The following is a 21996-nucleotide window of genomic DNA, read 5'->3' on the forward strand; positions in this document are numbered from 1 at the left end:
GTTTTACTTATTTAACGGCAGCATCTCTGGTTAAAGCCAACTTGCGACGACGCATCGCAAGCCATAAAAGCGTCAGGGTAGTTACCGCTAACCAGGGCAGCAGCATCAGATTCATTTTTTCCCACCCTATCGAGCTAAGAAGCGCGGCAGCGCAGAGTGAGCACGCCAGCCCCACCACAAAAATCGTCATATCATTGACCGCCTGCGCCACACCTTTTTCCGCAGAGGAAAACGTGGTAGTGACCAGAGTGGTCCCGCCAATATAGAGAAAATTCCATCCCAGACCGACAAAAATCAGTGCGCCTGCAAATGAAGCAAATCCCGTTCCGGTAAGCGTAAGTAAAATGTGAACGATAAAAAATAAAATCCCCGTCAGCATAATGCTGATAACACCAAAACGTTCAATCAACCTGCCGGTAAAAAATGAGGGAAGAAACATACCCAACACATGTAACTGTATGACTATGGATGTTTCAGCAAGAGGATGATCATGGTGCATCATGGCAAGGGGTGTCGCGGTCATTGCCAGGATCATTATTCCGTAGCCTGTGGCCGCGCCGAAAAGGGCAATAAGATAGGCGGGTTGAGAGATAACGGTATGCCAGGGTCTTCCGGAGATGGCATTCATCTGCGTGGAGACCGGTTCATCTGTCTTCAGGCGGGTTAAGGTCAGAAGGCCCACCAGCGAGATAACAATGAGCAGGGCAAATGAACCAGCATAAGGCACTGCTGACAGGTTGCTTCCCAGTTGGGCCAGAAGAGGGCCAGCCAACGCAGCAACAATACCCCCCGCCATTACCAGTGAAATTGCTTTCGGTCTGAAAGCAGGCGTTGCAACCTCACTGGCTGCAAACCGGTAGAACTGAGCGAAGGCCTGGTATACTCCGACCAGAAATGTTCCAAAACAGAGCAGGAAAAAAGAGCTGGTTATAAGACCCATGGCGCCGGAGATGCCGCCCACTATTCCGGCAACCGTCCCTGCACAAAAGCCCCTCTTTCGCCCGACCTTACTCATCCAGAGTGACGCAGGGAAAGTCATCACGGCCGTGCCTAAAAACATGGTGGCTACTGGCAGAGTGGCATAATCCGGAGAAGGAGCCAGCTGACCTCCTGCCAGTCCGCCTATGGTAGCCACCAGCACGGAAGCCGTCTGAAAAATAGCTTGAGAACCTGCAAGTACACCGATCTGACGGTACATATTTTTATTCACATCTTAACCCTTAATAAAACCGGTTGAATTTTTTCGACGGTCACCGCCAGGAGATCTCTACAACCAGGATAACATAGCGTAGTACCAATCCTCATCACACAGGAATAATGCCAAGAACAACAGCGGCTAACAGAGCACACACACTCATGATCCAGATTTTCACCATAGAGTGACGAATATGCTCACCGACCTGGAGATTTAGCAGCCCCAGTCCAAGATGCGTTGCCGGTATAACCGGACTTAACAGCAAACCTATCTGTTCGGTAATAAGCATAGCGATGGTGACATGGAGTGGCGATATGTCAAAGCTTTGCCCAAGTCCGACAGCGAGAGGAAGAAGCGCAAAATAGAATGCATCAGAACCGATAAGAATAACAATCGGAACGCTGAAAGCAGCCAGAATAATATAAAGGTAGGGTCCTAAACTTGAGGGCAGAACGGCTGCGAGTTCATTTACTAATACTTTAATGATCCCCGTATTTTGTAATATCCCGACGAATACCCCAATGGTTAAGAAGATCACGATGACCGGGAAGATAGTCAGCGCATAATCTTTGATTTTCTGCTGTGCTTTTTTAGCATCAGGATAATTGATCATCACCGCCAGCGAGAAAGCGATCATAAACAGGAAATTACCCGCGACTAAACCCGAAACCAGGATAACAATTGTGGCAATCACCAACACAAAGTTAGCGCGTAACAGCCAGGGATTATGGTCGCCTTTGCTCGATAGCATTTCCTGACGCATCAGCAGGAAGGCTTCTTTGCCGATCCCTGAACCGCTTTTATTTTCCACTCTGGCCATGTACCAGCAGAGAATAACGCCGAGCGCAAACAGTACGGCCTGAAGAGGAATGAGTTTGTAATAGACGTCAAGGATATCAAGATGCGTCACGGCAATGGCGCGGTTCAGCGATCCTCCCCACGGGGTAATACCCGTTACGCCGACACCCACAGTAACCAGCATCAACAAGGTCTTTCGGCTGATATTCATTTTTTCATACAAGGGCAACAGCGCTGGGACAGTCACCAGCAGGGTGGCGTACGCATTACCATCCAGGCTACATACTGAAGCTATAACCAGCGTAGCCAGCAGAACAGAAAAAGTTGACTGCGTAACGAAGCGCAGGATAAAGCGTACAATAACGTCAAACACACCCGCTTCTTTCATCAGAGTAAAGAACATCGCACTGAAGGCTACCAGCGTTGCGGTGCCCACCACCGATTTCAAGCCTGATGCAACATATTCACCCAACTCCTTAAAGCCAAACCCGCAGACCAGTGCAGCGACCGTCGGTAATACAATAAAAAGCACACTGGGAGGGAACTTATTTTTCAATAAGCACCATGTCAAAATAACAAACATGACAATGCCAGTAATAAGCATTAGTGACATAACTTATCCTTACTATTTCCGCAGTCAAAAGTGTCAGGGGTAACGGTTCCGGTTTATATTGCTTTTATGTGTAAAGAAGTGCAATTGATCCGCGTGTTGTTTTGTGCTTCAGATCACATAAATGGGGTTATTTATTAACAAATGCAGGTTTGTGGGTATCTGAAGGTACCTGTCACTCTGACGACCAAATTACTGACCCGAACAGGCTTTACCTAACCTGATGATTAAACAGGAGAATATGGCGATGTGTCTTTTTTGTATCAAAAATGTGATCTCAATCACCTTGCACTAGGTGCATTTCTTGGTATAAAAATGCAATCGAAAACAAATCATCTATCTGGAGTATTTATGCGTATTTTGGTTCTGCCTTGTGACGGTATCGGCCCTGAGATCACTTCTGCTGCGGTAAGCGTGCTGGAGTCACTGGATAAAGCCTATGGTCTGAACTTTGAGTTCGATTATGAAGACGTAGGTTTTAAAAGCCTGGAATTACACGGTACCACTCTGCGTCAGGAATCTCTTGACCGTGCTAAAACTTATGACGGCATTATCCTGGGCACACAGTCCCATGCTGATTATCCTGCACCGGAAAAAGGAGGACGTAATGTTTCTGCCGGCTTCCGTATCGGTCTGGACCTTTATGCAAACGTACGTCCTGCGCGCACCCGTCCTTTCCTGACTTCTAATATGAAGGAAGGTAAATCAATGGATCTGGTGATCATGCGTGAAGCAACCGAAGGCTTCTACCCAGACCGCAACATGACTCGCGGCTGGGGTGAAGTGATGCCAAGCCCGGATATGGCGCTTTCGACCCGTAAAATCACCCGTCATTGTTCTGAGCGTATTGCACGCAAAGCCTTTGAGCTGGCGATGCAGCGTCGTAAAAAAGTGACGGCAATTCATAAGGCTAACAGTTTCCACATGACCGATGGTCTGTTCCTTGAGGCTGTGCGCCACGTTGCAAAAGAGTTCCCGGAAGTTGAACTGGACGATCTGTTAGTTGACGCCTCCACTGCGCACCTGGTGCGTAACCCGGAGCGCTTCGACGTGCTGGTTGCCACTAACTTCTACGGCGACATCATCAGCGACCTGGCAAGCGAATTATCAGGCAGCCTCGGCCTGGCCGGTTCCATCATGGCCAGCGACACCCACTGCTGTGCGCAGGCCCAGCACGGTTCAGCGCCGGATATTCAGAATCAGGACAAAGCTAATCCTGTCTCTATGATTCTGTCCGTTGCGATGATGCTGCAGTGGTACGCAGAGAAACATAATCAGCCCAAATTCCTGAAAGCCGCGGAAGAGATCAACCGTGCAGTTGATGAAGTGCTGGAAAATCCGGACACCCGTACACCTGATTTGGGCGGCAAGTGCGGTACTAAAGCCTTTGCTGAGAAAGTGGCTGCATCCATTCGCGCCTGATTTAGCGTCAGAGGGTTGCCGCACTTCAGCGGCAGCCTGCTTTTAGGAAGACGAAGATGAATCAACGTATTGTTTTAATCCACGCCACTCCGCTGGCTGTTGAGCCCATTAACCAGGCTTTTGCTGACCTGTGGCCAGAAGCTGAAATCAGTAACCTGCTGGATGACGCGCTAAGCGTTGACCGCCGCAAAGTCACTGTATTGACCGATCCTCTGTATCAGAGGATTAATTCACTGGTGGACTATGCTGGCAGCATTCATGCCGGGGCAGTTTTGTTTACCTGTTCAGCTTTTGGTGAAGCTATTGATGCCAGCGCAGCCAAAAACAGCTTTCCCATACTCAAGCCAAATGAAGCCATGTTTGAAGCGGCATTAGTGAAGGGTAAAAATATTGTCATGCTCGCAACCTTTGCTCCCGCTATTGCGGGGATGGAGTCTGAATTCAAAGAACTGGCGCGCAAAAGTTCTTCTGAAGCCACGCTTACCAGCATTCTGGTCGAAGGAGCGCGTGATGCACTTGAGCAGGGTGATGAAGAACGGCATAACCAGTTGATCGTGCAGACGGCACGTGAACACAGCGATGCCGATGCCATTCTCCTTGCGCACTTCTCGATGGCCATTGCCTGGCACCAGGTTCAGTCAGCGGTGAAGTGTCCGGTATTAAGCAGTCCGCATGCGGCCGTTTCAAAACTGAAAATAGTAATGGCTGATTAATCCAGTCTCTTTCAAGTTAAAAAGGCATTATCGTGGAAAGCAGAGATATTTCGGCGGAGGTGAAGTATAGCCATATTTCACACCTGCCTGAGATCGTATTGCCTGAAAATAGCTGTGACTGCCATCATCATATCTATGACCGACGTTATCCCTATGCCGCGAATGACACGCGTAACTTACCTGACGCGACCGTCAACGATTACCAGCGGTTTAAAAACTGGCTGGGACATTCTCGTCATATTCTGGTGCAACCCTCATCTTATGGAACCGATAACAGTTGCCTGACCGATGCGCTGCGGGCTTTTGGCGCGAACGCGCGCGGTGAAGCTGTGGTAAACGAAGCTGTCACTGAGGCAGAACTGGATGCGCTGGAGAAGGCTGGTGTTACAGGTGTTCGTTTCAATCTCGGAGCAGGCAACGTAACGCCCCCTGAGATGCTGTTACCCGTGGCGCACCGCGTGGCAGAACGTGGCTGGCATGTGCAGATCCATGCCACTGCCGATCAACTGTGGCAACTGCGTTCTGTGTTGCTTCAGATCCCTGGCAATCTGGTTATCGATCACTACTTCCGGCTGCCGCAGCCTGACCCGATGGCACACCCGTGCTGGACGCTGGCGTGGGAGCTGATTGAAAAAGGCAGATGCTGGGTAAAACTCTCTGCGCTTTATCATCAGTCACAACGAAATGATGTGTCTGATATGGCGCCTTTAATTACGCGCTTATTTCGTGAAGCCACTGAACGTGTTTTATGGGGAAGTGACTGGCCACATCCCAATTTGATAAGTGCCAATAAAAAAATGCCAGATGATGCATTGATATTATCGAAAATATACCACTGGGCGCATAACGATCAGGTTCGACGCAAGTTATTTGTGGCTAACCCGGCTGAACTTTACCGATTTAATTAATCGTACGCCAGAAAAGGCCGAATATTATGATTACTCTGAATTCTACAGTGAAAAAGAACCGACCGACGCATTATCGTTATATGATTTTGCTGATGGTGTTTCTCAGTATTGCAATAAATCATGGCGACAGAGCGACTTTCTCTATTGCCGGTACGGATATGGTGAAATCTGCTGGCTTGGATATTGTCGCGCTCGGTTATCTGATTTCAACCTTTACCTGGGCCTATGTTCTGGGACAATATCCAGGCGGCTGGTTACTGGATCGCTACGGTTCCAAAAAAGTGCTGGTGACAGGCGTTTTCACCTGGTCTCTGTTTGTCTTCCTGGTTGGTTTTAGCACCTCTTTCGACAACATCTGGGTGACACGCGTACTGATGTTCGGTTTCATCTTTATGATGGGGCTGATTGAGGCACCCACCTTACCGGCGAACTCCCGGTTTCTTGCCGCCTGGTTCCCGGCCAAAGAGCGCGGTAAAGCCTCGGGATTCACTACCGCAGCGCAATATTTTGCTCTGGTGGTTTTCTTACCCTTGATGGGCTGGTTCTCTTATTCGTTTGGCTGGGAATCGGTGTTCTGGTTCATGGGCGTGACGGGCATTCTGGTTTCGTTGCTGATGACGCGGGTACTCACCGATACGCCAAAAGTTCATCCATTGGTCAATGATGCTGAACTTGAATATATCCAGGCCGGCGGTGGACTGACTAACATGAAGGCCAGTAAAAAAGGCGATAATGTTGGCAAAGGCTACACCCGCAAATTGCTGACTAACCGGTTAGCGCTGGGCGTTTATATGGGGCAATTCTTCTTTACCGTGCTGTCATACTTTTTCCTGACCTGGTTCCCGGTTTATCTGGTACATGACCGTGGCATGACCATCCTTAAAGCGGGCTTTATTGCTTCACTGCCTGCGCTCTGCGGCTGTGCCGGGGCGCTGCTGGGTGGCGTGTTATCCGATTACATGTTGGCACGGGGTTTCAGTCTGTCTGCAGCACGTAAAACCCCCATTGTTATCGGTATGCTGCTGGCCGTGAGCATGGTGATCTGTAATTACGTAGATTCGGCGTGGATTGTGGTCGGCATCATGTCGCTGGCTTTCTTCGGCAAAGGGTTTGGTGCAATGGGGTGGTGCGTGGTTTCCGATTTTTCCCCTAAAGAGGCTGTAGGCCTGAGCGGCGGCTTATTTAATATGATTGGAAACGTGTCCGGGATCTTCACGCCAATCATTATTGCCTACATCATTAAAGATACCGGTTCATTCAATGGCGCATTGATTTTTGTCGGCGTCTGCGCTTTCCTCAATCTGTGCTGTTATCTGTTTGTGGCCGGAAAAATCCAACGCCTGAATTTTGAAACGCCAAAGCAGGGCCAGGATAACGAATTAACGGGAGAACCGCATGTCAGCCACCGATAACGCCTTACCACTACGTTTTGCCATAAACCTCGGAAACGCCGTGTTAGCCAAAACACTGCCCAACGGACAACCCGCCGGGATTACAGTTGAGATTGCGCACAAAATCGCGGAAGAACAGGGGAAAGTCGCGCACTTCGTCACTTATCCAACCGCGGGGAAGGTGGTGGACGATGCCGGTAACGATTGTTGGGACGTTGCCTTTCTGGCAATAGATCCCAGGCGTGAAGAAGTGCTGCGGTTCACTCACTCTTATATCACCATTGAAGGCACCGTTTTGGTCAGGCAGAACAGCCGTTGGCAAAGCGTGACCGGGATGGACAAACCGGGTGTCATTATTAATGTTGGTAAAGGCGCAGCCTACGATCTTTTCCTGACCCGGGAATTGAAGCAGGCTTCGCTCTGCCGGTTAGCTTCCTCACAGGCGGCTATTGATGCGTTTCTTAATGGAGAAGGGGATATGGCTGCCGGAATTCGTCAGCCTCTGGAACAGGCAGCCCGCAACAACGGCGGTTTTCGCGTGCTGCCGGATAATTTCGGTCAGATTTTTCAGGCAATTTGTGTACCCCGTAAGAATGAGCAGCTCTGTAATGAAATCAGCCACTGTTTGCATAAGTGGCAGGACAATGGCGTCATAAGCGAGATCATTGAGAGAAACCTTGCTGAGCCCTGAACCCGGTACAGCGTTCTCTTCTGGAGAACGCTGTATTAGCGTATGTTCAATTTTCATTCATTGCAGGGCATGAGACGTTATCCAGCGACAAACATAAATAGATTGCTGTGACGGAAGGTTTTTATGACATCGCCCTCAACTCTGGAACGCTCATCGCTGGTCATTAATGACCGCCTGTATCATTTTATTGATCTCACCAACATTGTGCCGCTTGAACAGCTACAGACATTACCCTACAGCATTCGCATTCTGCTGGAGAACGTAGCGCGATGTTCGCCGCACAGGCTACCGGAATTTCTCGACTATCTGTCGGGCAGTTCATCTCCGGGTGAAGTTGAGTTTTACCCTGACCGGCTGATGTTTCACGACACCACATGCTTACCGGCGCTGGCTGATTTTGCCGCGATGCGCGATCTCACCGCCGAATCAGGCGGCAATCCTCGCGCCATCAATCCACACATTCCTGCTGTGCTGGCGATCGATCATTCGGTAATCGTTGAAAGTTATGCCACTGCTGACGCGCTGGAAGATAACCTTAAGTTTGATTTCCGTCGCAACGCTGAACGCTACCGCTTTATCCGCTGGGCAGAAAAAAGTCTGGATAACTTTCGCGTTATTCCGCCAGGCACCGGCATTATTCATTTGATGAACCTTGAGACCATTGCGGAAGTGGTGACGGTGGATGAACGTGAAACCATCCCGTTGCTGCATGCCGACTGCATGATTGCGACCGACAGCCATACGCCGATGATCAATGCACTTGGCGTATTAGGCTGGGGTGTGGGGGGGCTGGAAGGTCAGGCCGCCCTGGTCGGTGAGCCAGTAACGTTGCGGTTCCCGGAAGTGACAGGCATTTCTGTGTCTGGTCAGCTGCCACCTGAAGTCAGCGACAGCGATCTGGCACTGCACATCACGCGCCTGCTGCGTGAAAGCGGCGTGGTCGGCAAATTTGTAGAATTCACCGGTCCCGCTCTTCATACCATGCCGCTTGAGTCGCGCGCCACCATTGCCAATATGGCTCCCGAATACGGTGCCACGGTGGTGTTCTTCCCGTTTGACCAGCGCAGCGCGGAGTACGTCAACATGACGGGCCGCAGTAAAGAGAAACAGGACATTATCCACGGCTATATGCACCATCAGCATTTATGGCGTATGCCAGACGATCGGCAGCCGGAATTCACGCAGCTGATTGAGCTGGATTTGGGCAGTATCGAACCTTGTGTGGCAGGTCCGTATAATCCTCATCAGCAAATTCCGCTTAGCGACTCGGCTGAGAGTTTTATGGAAACCCTGAAACCTGCCGATCGTACTTTGCAATGGCATCACGAGGATTACGCGCAGCCTGTCCGGCAAGGTGCCGTTGCCATCGCGGCCATCACCAGTTGCACAACGACCGCCAATCCCTGGCTTGTGATCCAGGCAGCATTGTTTGCCCGTAATGCTGCAAAGTACGGACTGCAACCGAAACCCTGGGTAAAAACGTCCTTCTCACCCGGTTCCCGGGCAGTTACCGATTATTTGGGCGAATCTGGCCTGCTTAGCGAGTTGGAGAAGGTGGGCTTTGATGTGACAGGGTATGGATGTATGACCTGCATCGGGAGTTCCGGTGCATTACAACCCGCAATGGAAAGTCTGGTGAGTGACGGTCTTCAGGCGGCGTGTGTACTTTCCGGTAACCGTAACTTTCCACGCCGGGTTAATCCCAGCCTCGGCCATGGTTACCTCACCTCACCAGCACTGGTCATTGCCTGGGCCATCGCCGGCAGTATGCAGCATGATATGTTGCACGATCCGCTGGGTTACGATAAGGATAACCAGCCGGTTTTGATGCGAGAACTTATGCCGGCTCGTGAAGAAGTGGAGCACTGGGTCAAATCGGTGATGAAACGGGAACACTATATTCAGCGTCGCGATATCATCTGGCAGGGAACCCCTCACTGGCAGCAAATTGAAGCAACGGGTAGCGTCCATTATCCCTGGGAACCGACGTCGACCTATCTGCGCCGCCCAGGCTATCTGGAAAGCTTACCGCGCGATCCCGCTGAACCGCTCCTGATAAATAATGCCCGACCTTTCCTCTGGTTTGGTGATGACGTTACCACCGATCATATTTCGCCTGCCGGGGCAATTTCCCCCTCCAGTCTCGCCGGCCAGTGGTTGCTGGAAAATCATGAAGATCCGCAGGATCTGAATCTGTATTCCACGCGGCGCAGTAACCATGAAGTGATGGTACGCGGTGCTTTCACTAACAGAGCGCTGTCTAATCGTTTGTTACCGGCTGATAAGCGTGGCGGTGGCGGTTTTGCCTGGGACGCGACCCATCGCCATATTCTTCCGGCTTTTGAAGCCGCGCAGACATGGCAGGCAACAGACACACCACTGGTTGTGCTGGCCGGGGAGCGTTACGGTGCGGGTTCAAGTCGTGACTGGGCTGCCAAAGCTCAGGCTTTAATGGGGGTTAAAGTCGTGATTGCCAAAAGCTTCGAACGTATCCACCGCACCAATCTGATCGGTATGGGTATTCTTCCGCTACATTTTATGGCCGGTGAGTATGAGAAACTCCCTGAAATGGAGGGTACAGAGGTGCTGGATATTACTGGTCTGGAAGCGCTGGCACCGGGAGAGACCCCGCTGGTACTCTATATCCGTCGTGATAACGGGGAGGTTGCTGCACTGAATCTTAAGGCAGTGATTGATTCACAGCAGGAGCTGCGCTATCTGCGCTATGGCGGTATTTTGCCTTTCGTCATCCAGCAAACACTCACAAATTAACAGGAAGTTCATGCGCTACGATCTGGTCACACTCTCGCTGTTTGTCGCTGTAGCTGATGAGCAGAATCTCACCCGTGCCGCACGGCGTAAGCATCTGGCCGTCTCAGCCGTGAGTAAGCGCATTGCTGAGCTTGAGCAACAAATTGGCACGCCGCTGATGTTACGTTTGCCGCGGGGTATTGAGCTGACGCCTGCGGGTCACTCACTGCTGTTTCATGCCCGTCAGGTGTTCCGCAATCTCGGGCAGATGGAAGAGGAGCTGAGTGACTATGTGGCCGGCGTACGCGGCCACATCCGCATTTTCACTATCTCTGCAGCATTAATGCATTATCTGCCGCGTGCCGTCAGCCAGTTCCTTACCTACTATCCCCAGACGGATATCGATATTGAAGAGCACACCGGTATTGGCGTGGTGCAGGGATTATTGCAGGGCGATGCGGATGTGGGTTTTTTCCAGCTGGACACCGGCTTCCGGAATTGAAGTCTGGCCGTGGCAGCATGACCAGCTGTCCGTGCTGGTCTGGAAGGGACATCCGTTAGCGGAACGCGCTACTTTGCACTTAGCGGATTGCATCGGTGAGAAGATGATTGGCCCGCATCGTGAAAGCGCTGTAAGCCATATTCTCGATCGTGAAGCCAGAAAACTGGGAAAAACGCTGAATACTGGTTTACGGGTCAGTAGTTTTATCTCAATGGCGGAACTGGTTGCGCAGCGGTTGGGGATAGCCATCTTGCCTGTGAACGAGATCGGGCAGGGGGCGAATCATGAATCGGTACGCTGTATTCCGCTGGATGAGCCGTGGGCGAAACGTGAACTGTACGTCGGCGTGAAAAGTTATGCGTTCTCTTCTCCCTCTGTGAAAGCGTTTATAGCAAACGTCACACCCTCGAAGCTTACAACTTTTGCAGGAGGCGAACAGGCCTGAGTCCGGTTTATCAACCCTGAACTCAGGCGCGCCATCAACCGGAAAACACTATGCAGGTCGGGCTGCCGGTAAATACCTCTTTACCCGTGTCTTTTAATTTCCCGGTGTCCTGGTCAATACTGAAGATCCGAATGGAATCGGAGTCCTCATTTGCGCTATAGAAACGCAGCCCATCAGAAGAAAGCGTGGTAAAGCGCGGGGTTTTACCGCCACAAAAAACCCACTCAACAAAGGTTAAACGACCATTTGCGGGATCGATGCTGAAAACCGCAATGCTATTGTGACCACGATTCGCGGCATATAAAAAGCGTCCTGAAGGATGCACTTCGATTTCGCTTGCATCGTTCCGCTCTTCATAGCCCACCGGCAGGCTGCTCAACACTTGCTTTAAGGCAATCTTGCCCGTTTCACGATCAAAGTCGTAAACGGTGATCGTGCTGGCCAGCTCGCTCAGACCATAAAGCCATTTGCCCTGAGGATGGAAGTCGACATGTCGCGGCCAGCTTCCCGCAGGCAACAGCACCTGATCAATGAGCAATGACTGGCCGTTACACCAGTGATAAACACGCACCATATCAATGCCATTGCCCGCCTGACGCCCCTGGACGGGCAGGGTGTAGTAATCACTTTCAGGCGCAAAAACAATCTCATGGGGGCGGGACAGGCTGGCCGCTACTCCAGCCTCATTCATATGACCTTCCACCATTGCCAGATGGCCGGGGGGCAGCAGCGAATCATCATCAGCAAACGCCAATGCCGCCACGTTGCCCCCTTCATGATTGGCAATCAGCAGATGACGCTCATCAGGTGAGAGAGCGGCATGCACCGGGTTGTTACGCCGCAGTGGATCGAGATCAGGATGGGGGTTTTGTGGGCCGGTAGCCTGTGAAGATAACAGGGTAAGCATGCCAGACAGAGCATCGCGCGCAAAGATGGCTACCTGGTTACCATCGCCGTGCAACACATAAAGCCGGTTTCGTTTTTCATCCAGCGTGATCCAGGAAGGGTTCTCCTGAACGGATATCACGCGTTGAACAGAATGCCAGTTACCCCCTTCATCAATGCGGAACACTTCGATCCCTTTTCCACGCGCGCCACGCCACTGGGATGTGCGGCAACCAACATAGGCAAACTGACTCATTTACAATTCCATAAAGTGAAATATGCATTTATTTAAACATAAGTGCATTAATGATCTTGTGACTGAAATCACGATTTCCCTTTCACATCAAGTTTTATGCCCATTTATAAAGGGTTTTGTGGCGGGTTTTGATTCGAATCATACAAGATTGAAAGTGCACTGAGATACCTGTCATTGCATTTAGCTGTATTCAAATGCAGAAAATTGACGATCGTGGTCACAAATTCAGCGGTCCGGGATTGCTAAAAAAAACCGCAGGCAGCTTACTGTTAACAAGTCGTGAAAAACTGTTACATAAATGCATCTGGGAGAAGGGTTATGACCCAACGTATCGCGTATGTTACTTCCGGGATGGGAAGCCTCGGAACCGCTATTTGCCGTCGGCTGGCGAAGGATGGTTTTAAAGTTATTGCAGGATGCGGCCCCAATTCTCAACGTAAAAACGCCTGGCTTGATGACAATAAAAAGATGGGGTTTGATTTTATAGCATCAGAAGGCAACGTGGCTGACTGGGAATCGACGGTCAAAGCTTTTAACAAAATAAAGGCTGAAATTGGGGAAATCGATGTACTGATTAATAATGCCGGTACGGCACGAAATGTTTTATTTCGTGACATGCAGCCACAGGAGTGGCAAGCCGTGATTAACACCAATATGAACTCATTATTCAATGTCACAAAACAGGTTGTTGATGGCATGATGTCGCGAGGGTGGGGGCGTATTATCAATATTTCTTCGGTGAATGCGCAAATTGGTCAAACGGGTCAGGTTAACTACTCAACAGCAAAATCTGCGGTACGGGGTTTCACTCGCGCGCTGGCCCGTGAGGTTTCAGCTCGTGGCGTGACGGTGAATACAGTCTCCCCCGGTTATCTGGCCACCTCAAAACTGAAGACGGTCACGCCGGTTCAGGTCATTGATAAAATTGTTCAGGAAATCCCGGTTCGTCGACTGGGCTCTCCTCAGGAAATTGCCTCTATCTGCTCATGGCTGGCATCTGACGAATCAGGATTTGCGACAGGCGCTGATTTTTCTGTTAATGGCGGCCTGCATATGGGCTGATTAATTAAAATAAACCTGCTTAAAAAAATTCCTTTAATTAATTATTACGCATATTAGCAATAATATGCGTTGGAGGCTCTTATGCTCTCGCTTCTGGGATATGGCATGATTGTGGTCTTTATGATCCTCATCATGACCAAAAAACTTTCTGCACTCGTCGCACTGATCATTATTCCGATAATATTTGCCCTGATTGCCGGTTTCGGTGGAGAAATGGGCGAGATGATGATTGAGGGGCTTAAGAAAGTTGCTCCAACTGCCATCATGGTTATATTTGCCATTCTCTACTTCAGTACGATGTTTGATACCGGTTTATTTGATCCTGTTATTCGCTTCTTTTTACGAATTATTAATGGTGACCCGGTTAAAGCAGTAATGTGTAGCGCTGTTCTGGCGGCGATGGTGTCACTGGATGGTGATGGCTCAACCACCTATATGATCTGCGTTACGGCGATGCTTCCGTTGTTCAAACGCATTCGTCTGGACCCATTGGCGTTGACCTGTGTGGTCTTCCTGGCCGGCAGTATCACCAACTTGCTGCCCTGGGGCGGGCCACTGGCACGCGTTGCGGCATCCCTGAAAGTTGAATCCAGCGATCTGTTTATTCCACTGATTCCAACCATGGTCTGTGGTTTTGTCGGGGTACTGGTTCTGTCATGGTATATCGGCATTCGTGAACGTGGGCGTTTGGGCAAGCTGAGTATTAATACCGGTGGAAACGGAGCCGTTACTGAAGATGATGCTGAAAGCTATCTTCCGGCCATCAATGAAGTTAATGAAGAGCTGCGTCGCCCAAAACTGTTCTGGCTGAATGCCGTTTTGACATTAGTTCTGATGGGTTCGCTGGTGATGGAGTTACTGCCACTGTCTGTGTTGTTTATGGTCGCCTTTGCACTGGCGCTGCTGATCAATTATCCGCATATTGATGCCCAGCGGCAGCGTATAGCAGCCCATGCACCTGCCGCTTTAAACCAGACGTCCATTTTTCTGGCCGCCGGGATTTTTGCCGGGATACTTTCGGGTACGGGCATGGTTACTGCAATGTCAGCCTCATTGCTGGATGTGTTACCCGATTCATGGGGGCCTTACCTGGCTCCGATTACGGCATTAATCAGTCTGCCTGGCACCTTCTTTATGTCAAATGATGCCTTCTATTACGGTGTTTTGCCGGTGCTGGCAGAAGCGGCGAAAGCCTACGGTATTGACCCTATTGAAATTGGCCGTGCATCGTTAGTGGGACAACCCATTCACTTACTTAGTCCGTTAGTGGCCTCTACCTACCTGCTGGTGGGCCTGGCAGGGGTGGAATTCAGCGATCATCAGAAATACACCTTCAAGTGGGCTTTCCTGCTCTGCATGATTTTCCTGGCTTCAGGTTTATTGTTAGGACTGTACCCGCTTTATTCACCTGCGGGATAACCGCCTTGATAACAAAAATGGCCCATCCGGGCCATTTTTTATATCCCGATGCTACGTTGCTTTTTGTTATCAAGCGCGACAGCAAGATGTTGCTTCATCATGTAAGACGCTTCAATCAGTTGCCCGGACTCGATCAATGACAGAAGATGGATATGGTCTTTCACTTCAGCATAATAACGATTGCGGTCATCCATGATGCGATAGTCCATCAGACGTCGCATGCGGTTAACATTGCGCAGTGATATCTCAAAAAACGGGTTATTTGAGAAACTGATAACAGTCTCATGAAAGCGGTACCCGGCTAGCTGCAGCTGAGTGGGAGAGAGACGTTGAATACCACTCCCGAGCAACATATCCAGTTCGCGCTTCAGTTCATCAATTTTGCTTTGTGGTGCTTTGAACGTAGATTCCAGTATGGCCATAGGTTCGATGACCATGCGGAAGCTAAAAATATGTTCGAGTGCGGCTTTTGTCTTGGCAACCGGCAGAAAACGCCAGCCATAACCCTGCTTACGTTCAACCCAACCTTCACTGATACCGCGCGCAAGGATCGTCGTTAGTTGAGTTTTAGAAAGGTTGTACCGCTTAAGCAGATACAGTTCGTTCACTTCCGATTCGATTTTATCCTGCAGCCAGTCTTCCGCTAACTGATAGTATTCAGGAAGATCATTATCGACTTCACTCTCATCTGAATTCTGAAGTTGCGGAGCGTAGTCCTGCTTAACGAAAAAACCCCGGTTAAGCTGCTGCTGAAGGACGCCTTTGTTCTCGAGGTAGACTAAAGCTTCACGCACTGGAGAACGTGAAACATCAAAAGATTCTGCCAGCTTAGGGACGCTGAGATGCGCGCCAGGCAAGAGCCCACCGTTGTCGATCATGGTGATTATTTTCTGAGAAAGCCTTTCCGTAAGAGCACTTATTTTCATGACGGTAGCCCTACAAAACAGTGGTAAGCAATAAAATTATTGCCAATATTGCATTTGAATAATTATAAATGCAATTTAATCCTTCAGGATCACAGAAAATCAGGTTCCGGTAGTGGACCTCATCTGACTGCCACCGGGCAGAGTGGCCATTATCAGGCCGCAGTGAAGAAGTTTGCCTCTTTGCGCGGGCATGTTAAATGAGGTCTCAGCGTATGTGTCGAACAGTTGCCGTTGAAAATAACAACTCACGCAGCCACTGGTGACCCGGATCGCGGTGTGTACGTTCATGCCACACCAGGGTTTTAGTGAACCCCTGAATTTCAATAGGTGGCGGTAACATTACCAGCCCCTGAGTACTCAGGGCCAGTCGCCTGGGCACAACGCTGATTAAATCACTGACGCGCAGAATTTCAGGCAGCACCAGAAAACTGCATACTGAAAGTGTAACCCGCCGCTCGCGTCCGATTTTTCTCAGCGCTTCATCAGTTACGCCAGAAAAACTCCCACCCGGATAAGAGACAAGCGCATGATCCTGAGAGCAAAAAGCATCCAGCGTAAAGGCACCGGGTTGCGTCAGTGGATGCTCTCTCCTCATCAGGCAGACGTACTGCTCTTCGTAAAGCGCTTTTGCATGTAAATCGGGTGGGGTGGTTTCGGGTGTTATCAACGCGATGTCCAGGGTTCCACGCTCAAACTGTAAACTCAGTTGTTCATTATTCACCGGTAACACAGCCACGCGAATCCCCGGCGCCTGCTGACGCAATGCGGACATAAAGGGCACAATGACGGCCCGCAATGCGTAATCTGTGGCGGCGATATTAAGCGTCATCGCGGCAGTAGCAGGATCAAAGAGCCGCTTCTGCAGTAATTCTCCCACGTCAGTCAGAATGTTTTTGACCGGAACAGCCAGCTCGAGGGCACGAAGCGTGGGCACAATACCGCGCTGCGTCCGGGTAAAAAGAGGATCTTCGAAGCAATCCCGCAACCGGTTCAACATCCCACTCATCGCGGGCTGCGTGAGAGCTAATCGCTTAGCCGCACGGGTGACGCTCCGTTCATCCAGCAAAGCATCAAGCGCCTTCAACAGGTTCAGATCCAGATTTCTGACATCGATTTTCATGGTTTACCGGGATGCATAAATGATGATGTATTCGAGGATATCCTGATATCACGAAAATTGATAATCAGAATAGTAAATGGTGATTGGTCTTATTTCTTACAGGAGAACATACTCTTTCTACCGCTACAATCCTGTGGTTTTTTCAGAGAGAGTAAGAGATGAAAATGCATGCTATCAACTGGCCTGAAGGGTTTTTACCGGGTTTCTGTGACAACTTTTGCTCAAATGAAGTGATTGTTGCGGGGCTTAACACCAGCGAAATCTGGCCACTGCTGAGCCATCCTGAGCGCTGGCCAACCTATTATAAGAACTCAGCTAATACTCGTTTTCATGACAATAAAGGCCCTGAGCTGGAACTGGATGTGAGGTTTAGCTTTGAGACGTTTGGTTTTCCTGTCGAAGCAAGGGTTACTGAGTTTGTGGCGCCAGCCCCAGGTGAAGCCGCGCGTATTTCCTGGCATGGCTGGGCTGGAGAAAAGGGCAGTGCTGAGAGGCTGGATGTGTTGCATGCCTGGCTGTTGGAAGATTTGCCAGGCAACCGTGTCCGTATCCTGACTCAGGAAACACAAAAGGGTCTTCCGGCGGTCGGGCTCGCAAAAGCGCATCCCAACCCCATGATCAATGGTCACCAGGACTGGCTGGACGGGCTTGTGAACGCTGCCAGAGGACGTTAATACTCTTCCAGCAGTTTCCTGGCGGTAGGGTAATCCACAATCAGCACATTGATGTATTCGCCCACCAGCGCACCCCGGATGGCGCTGGCCTTACTGAGACCGCCAGCCAGCGCCACCACCTGGGGACAGGCATGAACCTGAGAGAGCTCCATGCCAATCACCGGATCTTCTCCGTCATTCAGCACCGGCTTTCCGCTGGCATCATAGTAGTGCAGGCAGATATCACCCACCGCCCCGCGTGAAGCCAGGATCCTGAGCATCTCTTCATCATAATAGTTACCGGAGCTTTTCAACTGCTGTGAAGGTTCAAGTTCACCAATGCCCACAATGGCGACATCAACTTCAGCGAACTTGCTGACCACTTCGGCGACATCGTCGCTGGTCGAAAGCCGGTGGCGTTCATCTACCGACCGCTCAATGCTTTGGGAAGGGAGTAGCCAGGCTTTGCAGTTCATGGCGGCGGCCAGGGTCTGGGTCAGGATGGTGGCCTGTACGTTGCCATTGGCCCCGACGCCGCCCAGCAGTTGGATCACTCCCCGCGCCTTGACGCTTTGCGGGTGCAGGGCATCCACCATTGCGCGGATGGTATCGCTCCAGGAGGAGATGCCTACCAGGTCATTAGCGCGGATACGCGTTTCCACGTAATGCGCGGCAGCGGAGCCAATCGCATGGCGAATCTGCATCTGCGTCGCGTCTTCTGCAGTGTCCACCACAATGGCCTGCTTCAGGCCATAGCGTTTTTCGAGACTCTTCTCAACCGCGGGGAAAATGTTGCCGGGTGGAATGACGCTGATTTTCACCACGCCTTCATTCAGGCAGCGCACCAGCATCCGCGAAATAAAGGACTGAGATAAATGCAGGGTTCTGGCAATGTCAGACTGCTTCATCCCTTCGGTGTAATAGAGCGTGGCAATTTTTACCATCAGGCGCTGTTCATCCTGCTTTGACATCGTTTCTCCCTCGCGGTGCTGATTATCCTGAAAGTCGCAAAAATGACGACTCAACCCCAATTTCGAGTAAATCCCCCGGCGAGCTGTGATCCTGTTCGCTTTTCTGTCCGGTTTATCTGGCGGGAAAATCAAGTGTAAATCATATTCATGGAATAATAAATCACCTTTGAATATATATTCATAACGGAGAGAGACAATGAAACGTACCCTGCTGACCGGTTTACTTTTATCCGCCATGACGTTTTCTGCGGCTTCACTGGCCGCCGATAAAGGGCTGATAGTTATCATCACCCCTTCACACGATAACCCTTTCTTCAAGGCGGAAGCCGATGGTGCGAATCAGAAAGCCAAAGCCCTTGGCTACAGTACGCTGGTGGCATCGCATGACGACGACGTTAACAAACAAAATCAGCTGATTGAAACGGCTATTGCCCGCAAGGCCAAAGTTATTGTGCTGGATAACGCGGGTGCGGATGCCACCGTAGGGCCGGTTCAGAAGGCGAAGGATGCCGGCATTCCCACTTTCCTTATTGACCGTGAGATCAACAAGCCGGGCATCGCCGTTGCGCAGATCGTTTCCAATAACTATCAGGGCGCGCAGCTTGGGGCAGAAAAGTTCGCCAAATTGCTGAACGGTAAAGGGGATTATGTAGAGCTGTTGGGTAAAGAGTCTGATACCAACGCCGGGGTACGTTCTCAGGGCTATCACGACGTGCTTGATGATTATCCCGATATGAAGATGGTGGCACAACAGAGCGCTAACTGGAGCCAGACAGAGGCTTTCAGCCGCATGGAAACTATTCTGCAAAAAAATCCCAATATTGTCGGCGTGATCTCCGGCAACGACACTATGGCGCTGGGCGCTGAAGCGGCCCTGAAGGCTGCCGGCAAAAAAGATGTGATTGTAGTGGGCTTTGACGGCAGCGATTACGTGCGTGACTCCATCATCAACAAAGGCAATATCAAGGCCACGGTTCTGCAACCGGGTTGGGCACAGGCGCAGATGGCCATTGAACAGGCTGACTACTACCTGACGCACGGCAAAGCGCAGAAAGAAGAGAAACAGCTGATGGACTGCACGCTGATTGATGACACCAATGCCAGCAAACTGAAACTCTTCAACCTCGCACAGTAGTCAGGGAGCCGATGATGCTGACGAAACGTGCGCCGATCGCCCTGATGGTCCTGATGCTGAGTGCCTGTACGGTGGTCGATCTGGATGCCAACGGGCAGCCGATTATTCCAAAGGACCCTGCTGCGAAGCAGGGCTACCGCGACCTGACGGCGCAGCAGGTGGCAGAAGCCACCTGGCAGAGCAAAGTGCTTGCCGGAGCCGATAAGCACGCCCTGAGCTGGGCCGATATGAAAATTCGCAGCACTACCGTTAAGGCGGGCACCAGTGACAGCCTGTTTGTGCGCGGTACGGGTACGGTGACGGCGGTCAGTGCAGCCAGCGAACGTGAACGCATCATGACGGTAACCCTGAACGGTGAGGCGGTGCCGGTTGCTATCGGGCCGGTTATCCGCAGTAACGCAATACGTGATGCTGCGGGCTTCCGGTTTGAGGAGTTCACTAACCAGGTGCAGTATGCCCAGATCACCAGAGCACTGAATCGCCATGCGGTGAAACAGCTACCGCCGGTTGATGGGAGCTGGGTGGGTAAATCCGTGCAGCTGGTGGTGGCCGTGACCTTACAGACCAACAAGGTGCAGGACGTGGTCGCCGTTTCCCTGAAGCAGGAGCAGCCATAATGACCCAGCCCAATGCGGATCCGGTAATTTTACAGACCAGGAACGTATCAATGCTGTTTCCCGGTACCCTGGCACTGGACAACGTCGACTACAACGTCTGGCGCGGTAAGGTGAACGTTATCATCGGAGAAAACGGCGCCGGAAAATCCACGCTGATGAAGATCCTCGCCGGTGTGCAGCAGCCTTCAGTCGGAGAGATCCGGCTCAACGGCGAGCTGGTAACGCTTCACAGTACCCGTGAGGCGGCCCGGCATGGGATTGGTATGGTGCATCAGGAGCTTAACCTGTTTGAAAATCTGACGGTCGCAGAAAATATCTTCCTCGGGCGTGAGTTACAGCATGGGCTAAGACCGATTGATGAGAAAACCCAGGAGGCGCGGACGGCTGAACTGATGCGGCGTCTCGATCAGGCTATCTCACCGCGTGAGCTGGTCGCTAATCTCAAGGTTGGCCAGCAGCAGCTGGTGGAGATAGCCAAAGCGCTGGCAGAAAATACCGACATCCTGATCCTGGATGAGCCAACCTCAGCCCTGAGTAAAACGGAAGTGGAGATTCTGTTCCGGGTTATCCGCGAGCTGACGCGGCAGGGCGTCTCTATTATCTATATCTCTCACCGGCTGGAAGAGTTGATGGCCATCGGGGATGTGATCACCATTTTGCGGGATGGACGGTTTCAGGCAGAGGCGCAGGTCAGTGACATCGATGTGCCGTGGATAGTGCGTGAAATGCTGGGCAGTGAACCCATCTCCAGTTTTCTGCCGCCGGGCAGGCAATTTGGTGCGCCGGTGCTGGAGGTCGAGAAAATCACCTGCGTGGGTCCCGCAGGTATTCCGGTGGTGGATGACGTTTCGTTTAACGTGCGGGCGGGAGAGATTGTCGGGATTTATGGCCTCATGGGCGCGGGGCGTACCGAGCTGTTTGAGTGCTTGCTGGGTACGCAACGTAACTACCTTGGCAAAATCTGGCTCGACAGTAAGCCGGTGCCTCAAAGGCTGGAACCCGCAGAACGTATCCGTATGGGGATGAGCCTAGTTCCGGAAGACCGTAAGCGTACCGGCATCTTCCCGGTGTCGTCGGTGGCCAGCAATCTGACTGTGGGGAGCCTGTGGCAACGTCTGGAATACAGATTTGCTATTTCCCGCCGTAAGGAGCAGGCGGTGGTTAAGGAGACGGTGAGTAATCTGTCGATCAAAGTCTCCTCGCCGGAGGTCACCATTAATGCCCTGAGCGGCGGCAATCAGCAGAAAGTCGTGATTGGACGTTCACTGCTGACCAATCCCCGCCTGCTGCTGCTGGATGAACCCAGCCGGGGTATTGATGTGGGGGCGAAAGCGGACGTCTTCCGCATGATGGTCGATCTGTCGAAGCAGGGCATAGCCATTCTGTTTTCCACCTCGGATTTGAAAGAAATCATGGCGGTCTCGGATCGCATTCTGGTGATGTCCGGCGGGAAACTTACCGCCGATATTCCTCGTGCGGCGGCAGAAGAGTCGGCGCTGGTTAAAGCAAGTGCTCAGGGGTTCTGA

General features: G+C 51.2%; 20 protein-coding genes. 14 read left to right on the top strand and 6 right to left on the bottom strand.

Annotation, left to right across the window (positions count from 1 at the left end; translation table 11 throughout):
• Positions 1–7 precede the first annotated feature (7 nt).
• Positions 8–1210 carry an MFS transporter gene (locus VRC33_RS10960; RefSeq protein WP_338563771.1) on the bottom strand — a complete coding sequence of 401 codons (1203 nt, stop codon included), beginning with the start codon at positions 1208–1210 and terminating at the stop codon, positions 8–10.
• A 94-nt stretch (positions 1211–1304) separates the two neighbouring features.
• Positions 1305–2576 carry an SLC13 family permease gene (locus tag VRC33_RS10965; RefSeq protein ID WP_338563774.1) on the bottom strand — a complete coding sequence of 424 codons (1272 nt, stop codon included), beginning with the start codon at positions 2574–2576 and terminating at the stop codon, positions 1305–1307.
• 378 nt (positions 2577–2954) lie between these two features.
• On the opposite strand from VRC33_RS10965, the gene VRC33_RS10970 reads away from it, so the two are divergent.
• The 8 genes from VRC33_RS10970 to VRC33_RS11005 all read left to right on the top strand — a co-directional run bounded on the left by VRC33_RS10970 (position 2955) and on the right by VRC33_RS11005 (position 11426).
• Complete coding sequence (locus VRC33_RS10970) at positions 2955–4025, top strand: isocitrate/isopropylmalate dehydrogenase family protein (protein ID WP_338563777.1); 1071 nt, start codon at positions 2955–2957, stop codon at positions 4023–4025.
• A 56-nt stretch (positions 4026–4081) separates the two neighbouring features.
• Complete coding sequence (locus VRC33_RS10975; protein ID WP_338563780.1) at positions 4082–4738, top strand: aspartate/glutamate racemase family protein; 657 nt, start codon at positions 4082–4084, stop codon at positions 4736–4738.
• Between the two features lie 32 nt (positions 4739–4770).
• A complete protein-coding gene (locus tag VRC33_RS10980) occupies positions 4771–5646 on the top strand; it encodes an amidohydrolase family protein (RefSeq protein ID WP_338563782.1) in 876 nt (291 codons plus the stop codon).
• Positions 5647–5672: 26 nt separating this feature from the next.
• Positions 5673–7058: an MFS transporter gene (locus VRC33_RS10985; protein ID WP_338563785.1), complete on the top strand. Its 1386-nt coding sequence runs from the start codon at positions 5673–5675 to the stop codon at positions 7056–7058.
• Positions 7042–7728 (top strand): transporter substrate-binding domain-containing protein, encoded by a 687-nt coding sequence (locus VRC33_RS10990; protein WP_338563788.1) that lies wholly within the window; start codon positions 7042–7044, stop codon positions 7726–7728. Before VRC33_RS10985 ends, VRC33_RS10990 begins: the two co-directional genes overlap by 17 nt.
• 123 nt (positions 7729–7851) lie before the next feature.
• On the top strand, positions 7852–10500 hold the full coding sequence (gene acnA / locus VRC33_RS10995) for an aconitate hydratase AcnA (RefSeq protein WP_338563790.1): 2649 nt from the start codon (positions 7852–7854) through the stop codon (positions 10498–10500).
• 10 nt (positions 10501–10510) lie between these two features.
• A complete protein-coding gene (locus tag VRC33_RS11000; RefSeq protein ID WP_338563792.1) occupies positions 10511–10981 on the top strand; it encodes a LysR family transcriptional regulator in 471 nt (156 codons plus the stop codon).
• Positions 10941–11426: a LysR substrate-binding domain-containing protein gene (locus tag VRC33_RS11005; RefSeq protein WP_338563795.1), complete on the top strand. Its 486-nt coding sequence runs from the start codon at positions 10941–10943 to the stop codon at positions 11424–11426. The genes VRC33_RS11000 and VRC33_RS11005 overlap by 41 nt, the downstream gene beginning before the upstream one ends.
• A gap of 34 nt (positions 11427–11460) precedes the next feature.
• Here VRC33_RS11005 and VRC33_RS11010 read toward each other — a convergent pair whose 3' ends face one another.
• Complete coding sequence (locus tag VRC33_RS11010) at positions 11461–12567, bottom strand: lactonase family protein (RefSeq protein WP_338563798.1); 1107 nt, start codon at positions 12565–12567, stop codon at positions 11461–11463.
• A gap of 318 nt (positions 12568–12885) precedes the next feature.
• Between VRC33_RS11010 and phbB the strand changes: the two genes are divergently transcribed.
• Together phbB and VRC33_RS11020 are read left to right on the top strand one after the other, a co-directional pair.
• On the top strand, positions 12886–13629 hold the full coding sequence (gene phbB, locus VRC33_RS11015) for an acetoacetyl-CoA reductase (RefSeq protein ID WP_338563800.1): 744 nt from the start codon (positions 12886–12888) through the stop codon (positions 13627–13629).
• 81 nt (positions 13630–13710) lie between these two features.
• Complete coding sequence (locus VRC33_RS11020) at positions 13711–15048, top strand: CitMHS family transporter (protein WP_338563803.1); 1338 nt, start codon at positions 13711–13713, stop codon at positions 15046–15048.
• Between the two features lie 38 nt (positions 15049–15086).
• On the opposite strand, the gene VRC33_RS11025 is transcribed toward VRC33_RS11020, so the two are convergent.
• Together VRC33_RS11025 and VRC33_RS11030 are read right to left on the bottom strand one after the other, a co-directional pair.
• Positions 15087–15926, bottom strand: coding sequence for a GntR family transcriptional regulator (locus tag VRC33_RS11025; protein WP_338563806.1), 840 nt, complete (start codon positions 15924–15926; stop codon positions 15087–15089).
• 253 nt (positions 15927–16179) lie between these two features.
• A complete protein-coding gene (locus VRC33_RS11030) occupies positions 16180–17094 on the bottom strand; it encodes a LysR family transcriptional regulator (protein WP_338563808.1) in 915 nt (304 codons plus the stop codon).
• Positions 17095–17258: 164 nt separating this feature from the next.
• Between VRC33_RS11030 and VRC33_RS11035 the strand changes: the two genes are divergently transcribed.
• Positions 17259–17768, top strand: coding sequence for an SRPBCC domain-containing protein (locus VRC33_RS11035; protein WP_338564251.1), 510 nt, complete (start codon positions 17259–17261; stop codon positions 17766–17768).
• Here the strand turns inward: VRC33_RS11035 and VRC33_RS11040 are convergent.
• The gene (locus VRC33_RS11040; protein ID WP_338563810.1) at positions 17765–18718 is read right to left on the bottom strand and encodes a sugar-binding transcriptional regulator; all 954 of its coding nucleotides are present in this window, start codon (positions 18716–18718) and stop codon (positions 17765–17767) included. The genes VRC33_RS11035 and VRC33_RS11040 overlap by 4 nt on opposite strands.
• 196 nt (positions 18719–18914) lie before the next feature.
• On the opposite strand from VRC33_RS11040, the gene VRC33_RS11045 reads away from it, so the two are divergent.
• Genes VRC33_RS11045 through VRC33_RS11055 form a run of 3 tightly spaced genes read left to right on the top strand, consistent with a single transcriptional unit; the run spans position 18915 to position 21996 of the window.
• Entirely contained in the window at positions 18915–19853 is a 939-nt protein-coding gene (locus VRC33_RS11045; protein WP_338563813.1) for a D-ribose ABC transporter substrate-binding protein, read from the top strand.
• A 14-nt stretch (positions 19854–19867) separates the two neighbouring features.
• On the top strand, positions 19868–20470 hold the full coding sequence (locus tag VRC33_RS11050) for a DUF2291 family protein (protein ID WP_338564253.1): 603 nt from the start codon (positions 19868–19870) through the stop codon (positions 20468–20470).
• A complete protein-coding gene (locus VRC33_RS11055; protein ID WP_338563815.1) occupies positions 20470–21996 on the top strand; it encodes a sugar ABC transporter ATP-binding protein in 1527 nt (508 codons plus the stop codon). The genes VRC33_RS11050 and VRC33_RS11055 overlap by 1 nt, the downstream gene beginning before the upstream one ends.

Source organism: Erwinia sp. E_sp_B01_1 (genome assembly GCF_036865545.1).
Lineage (GTDB): Bacteria > Pseudomonadota > Gammaproteobacteria > Enterobacterales > Enterobacteriaceae > Erwinia.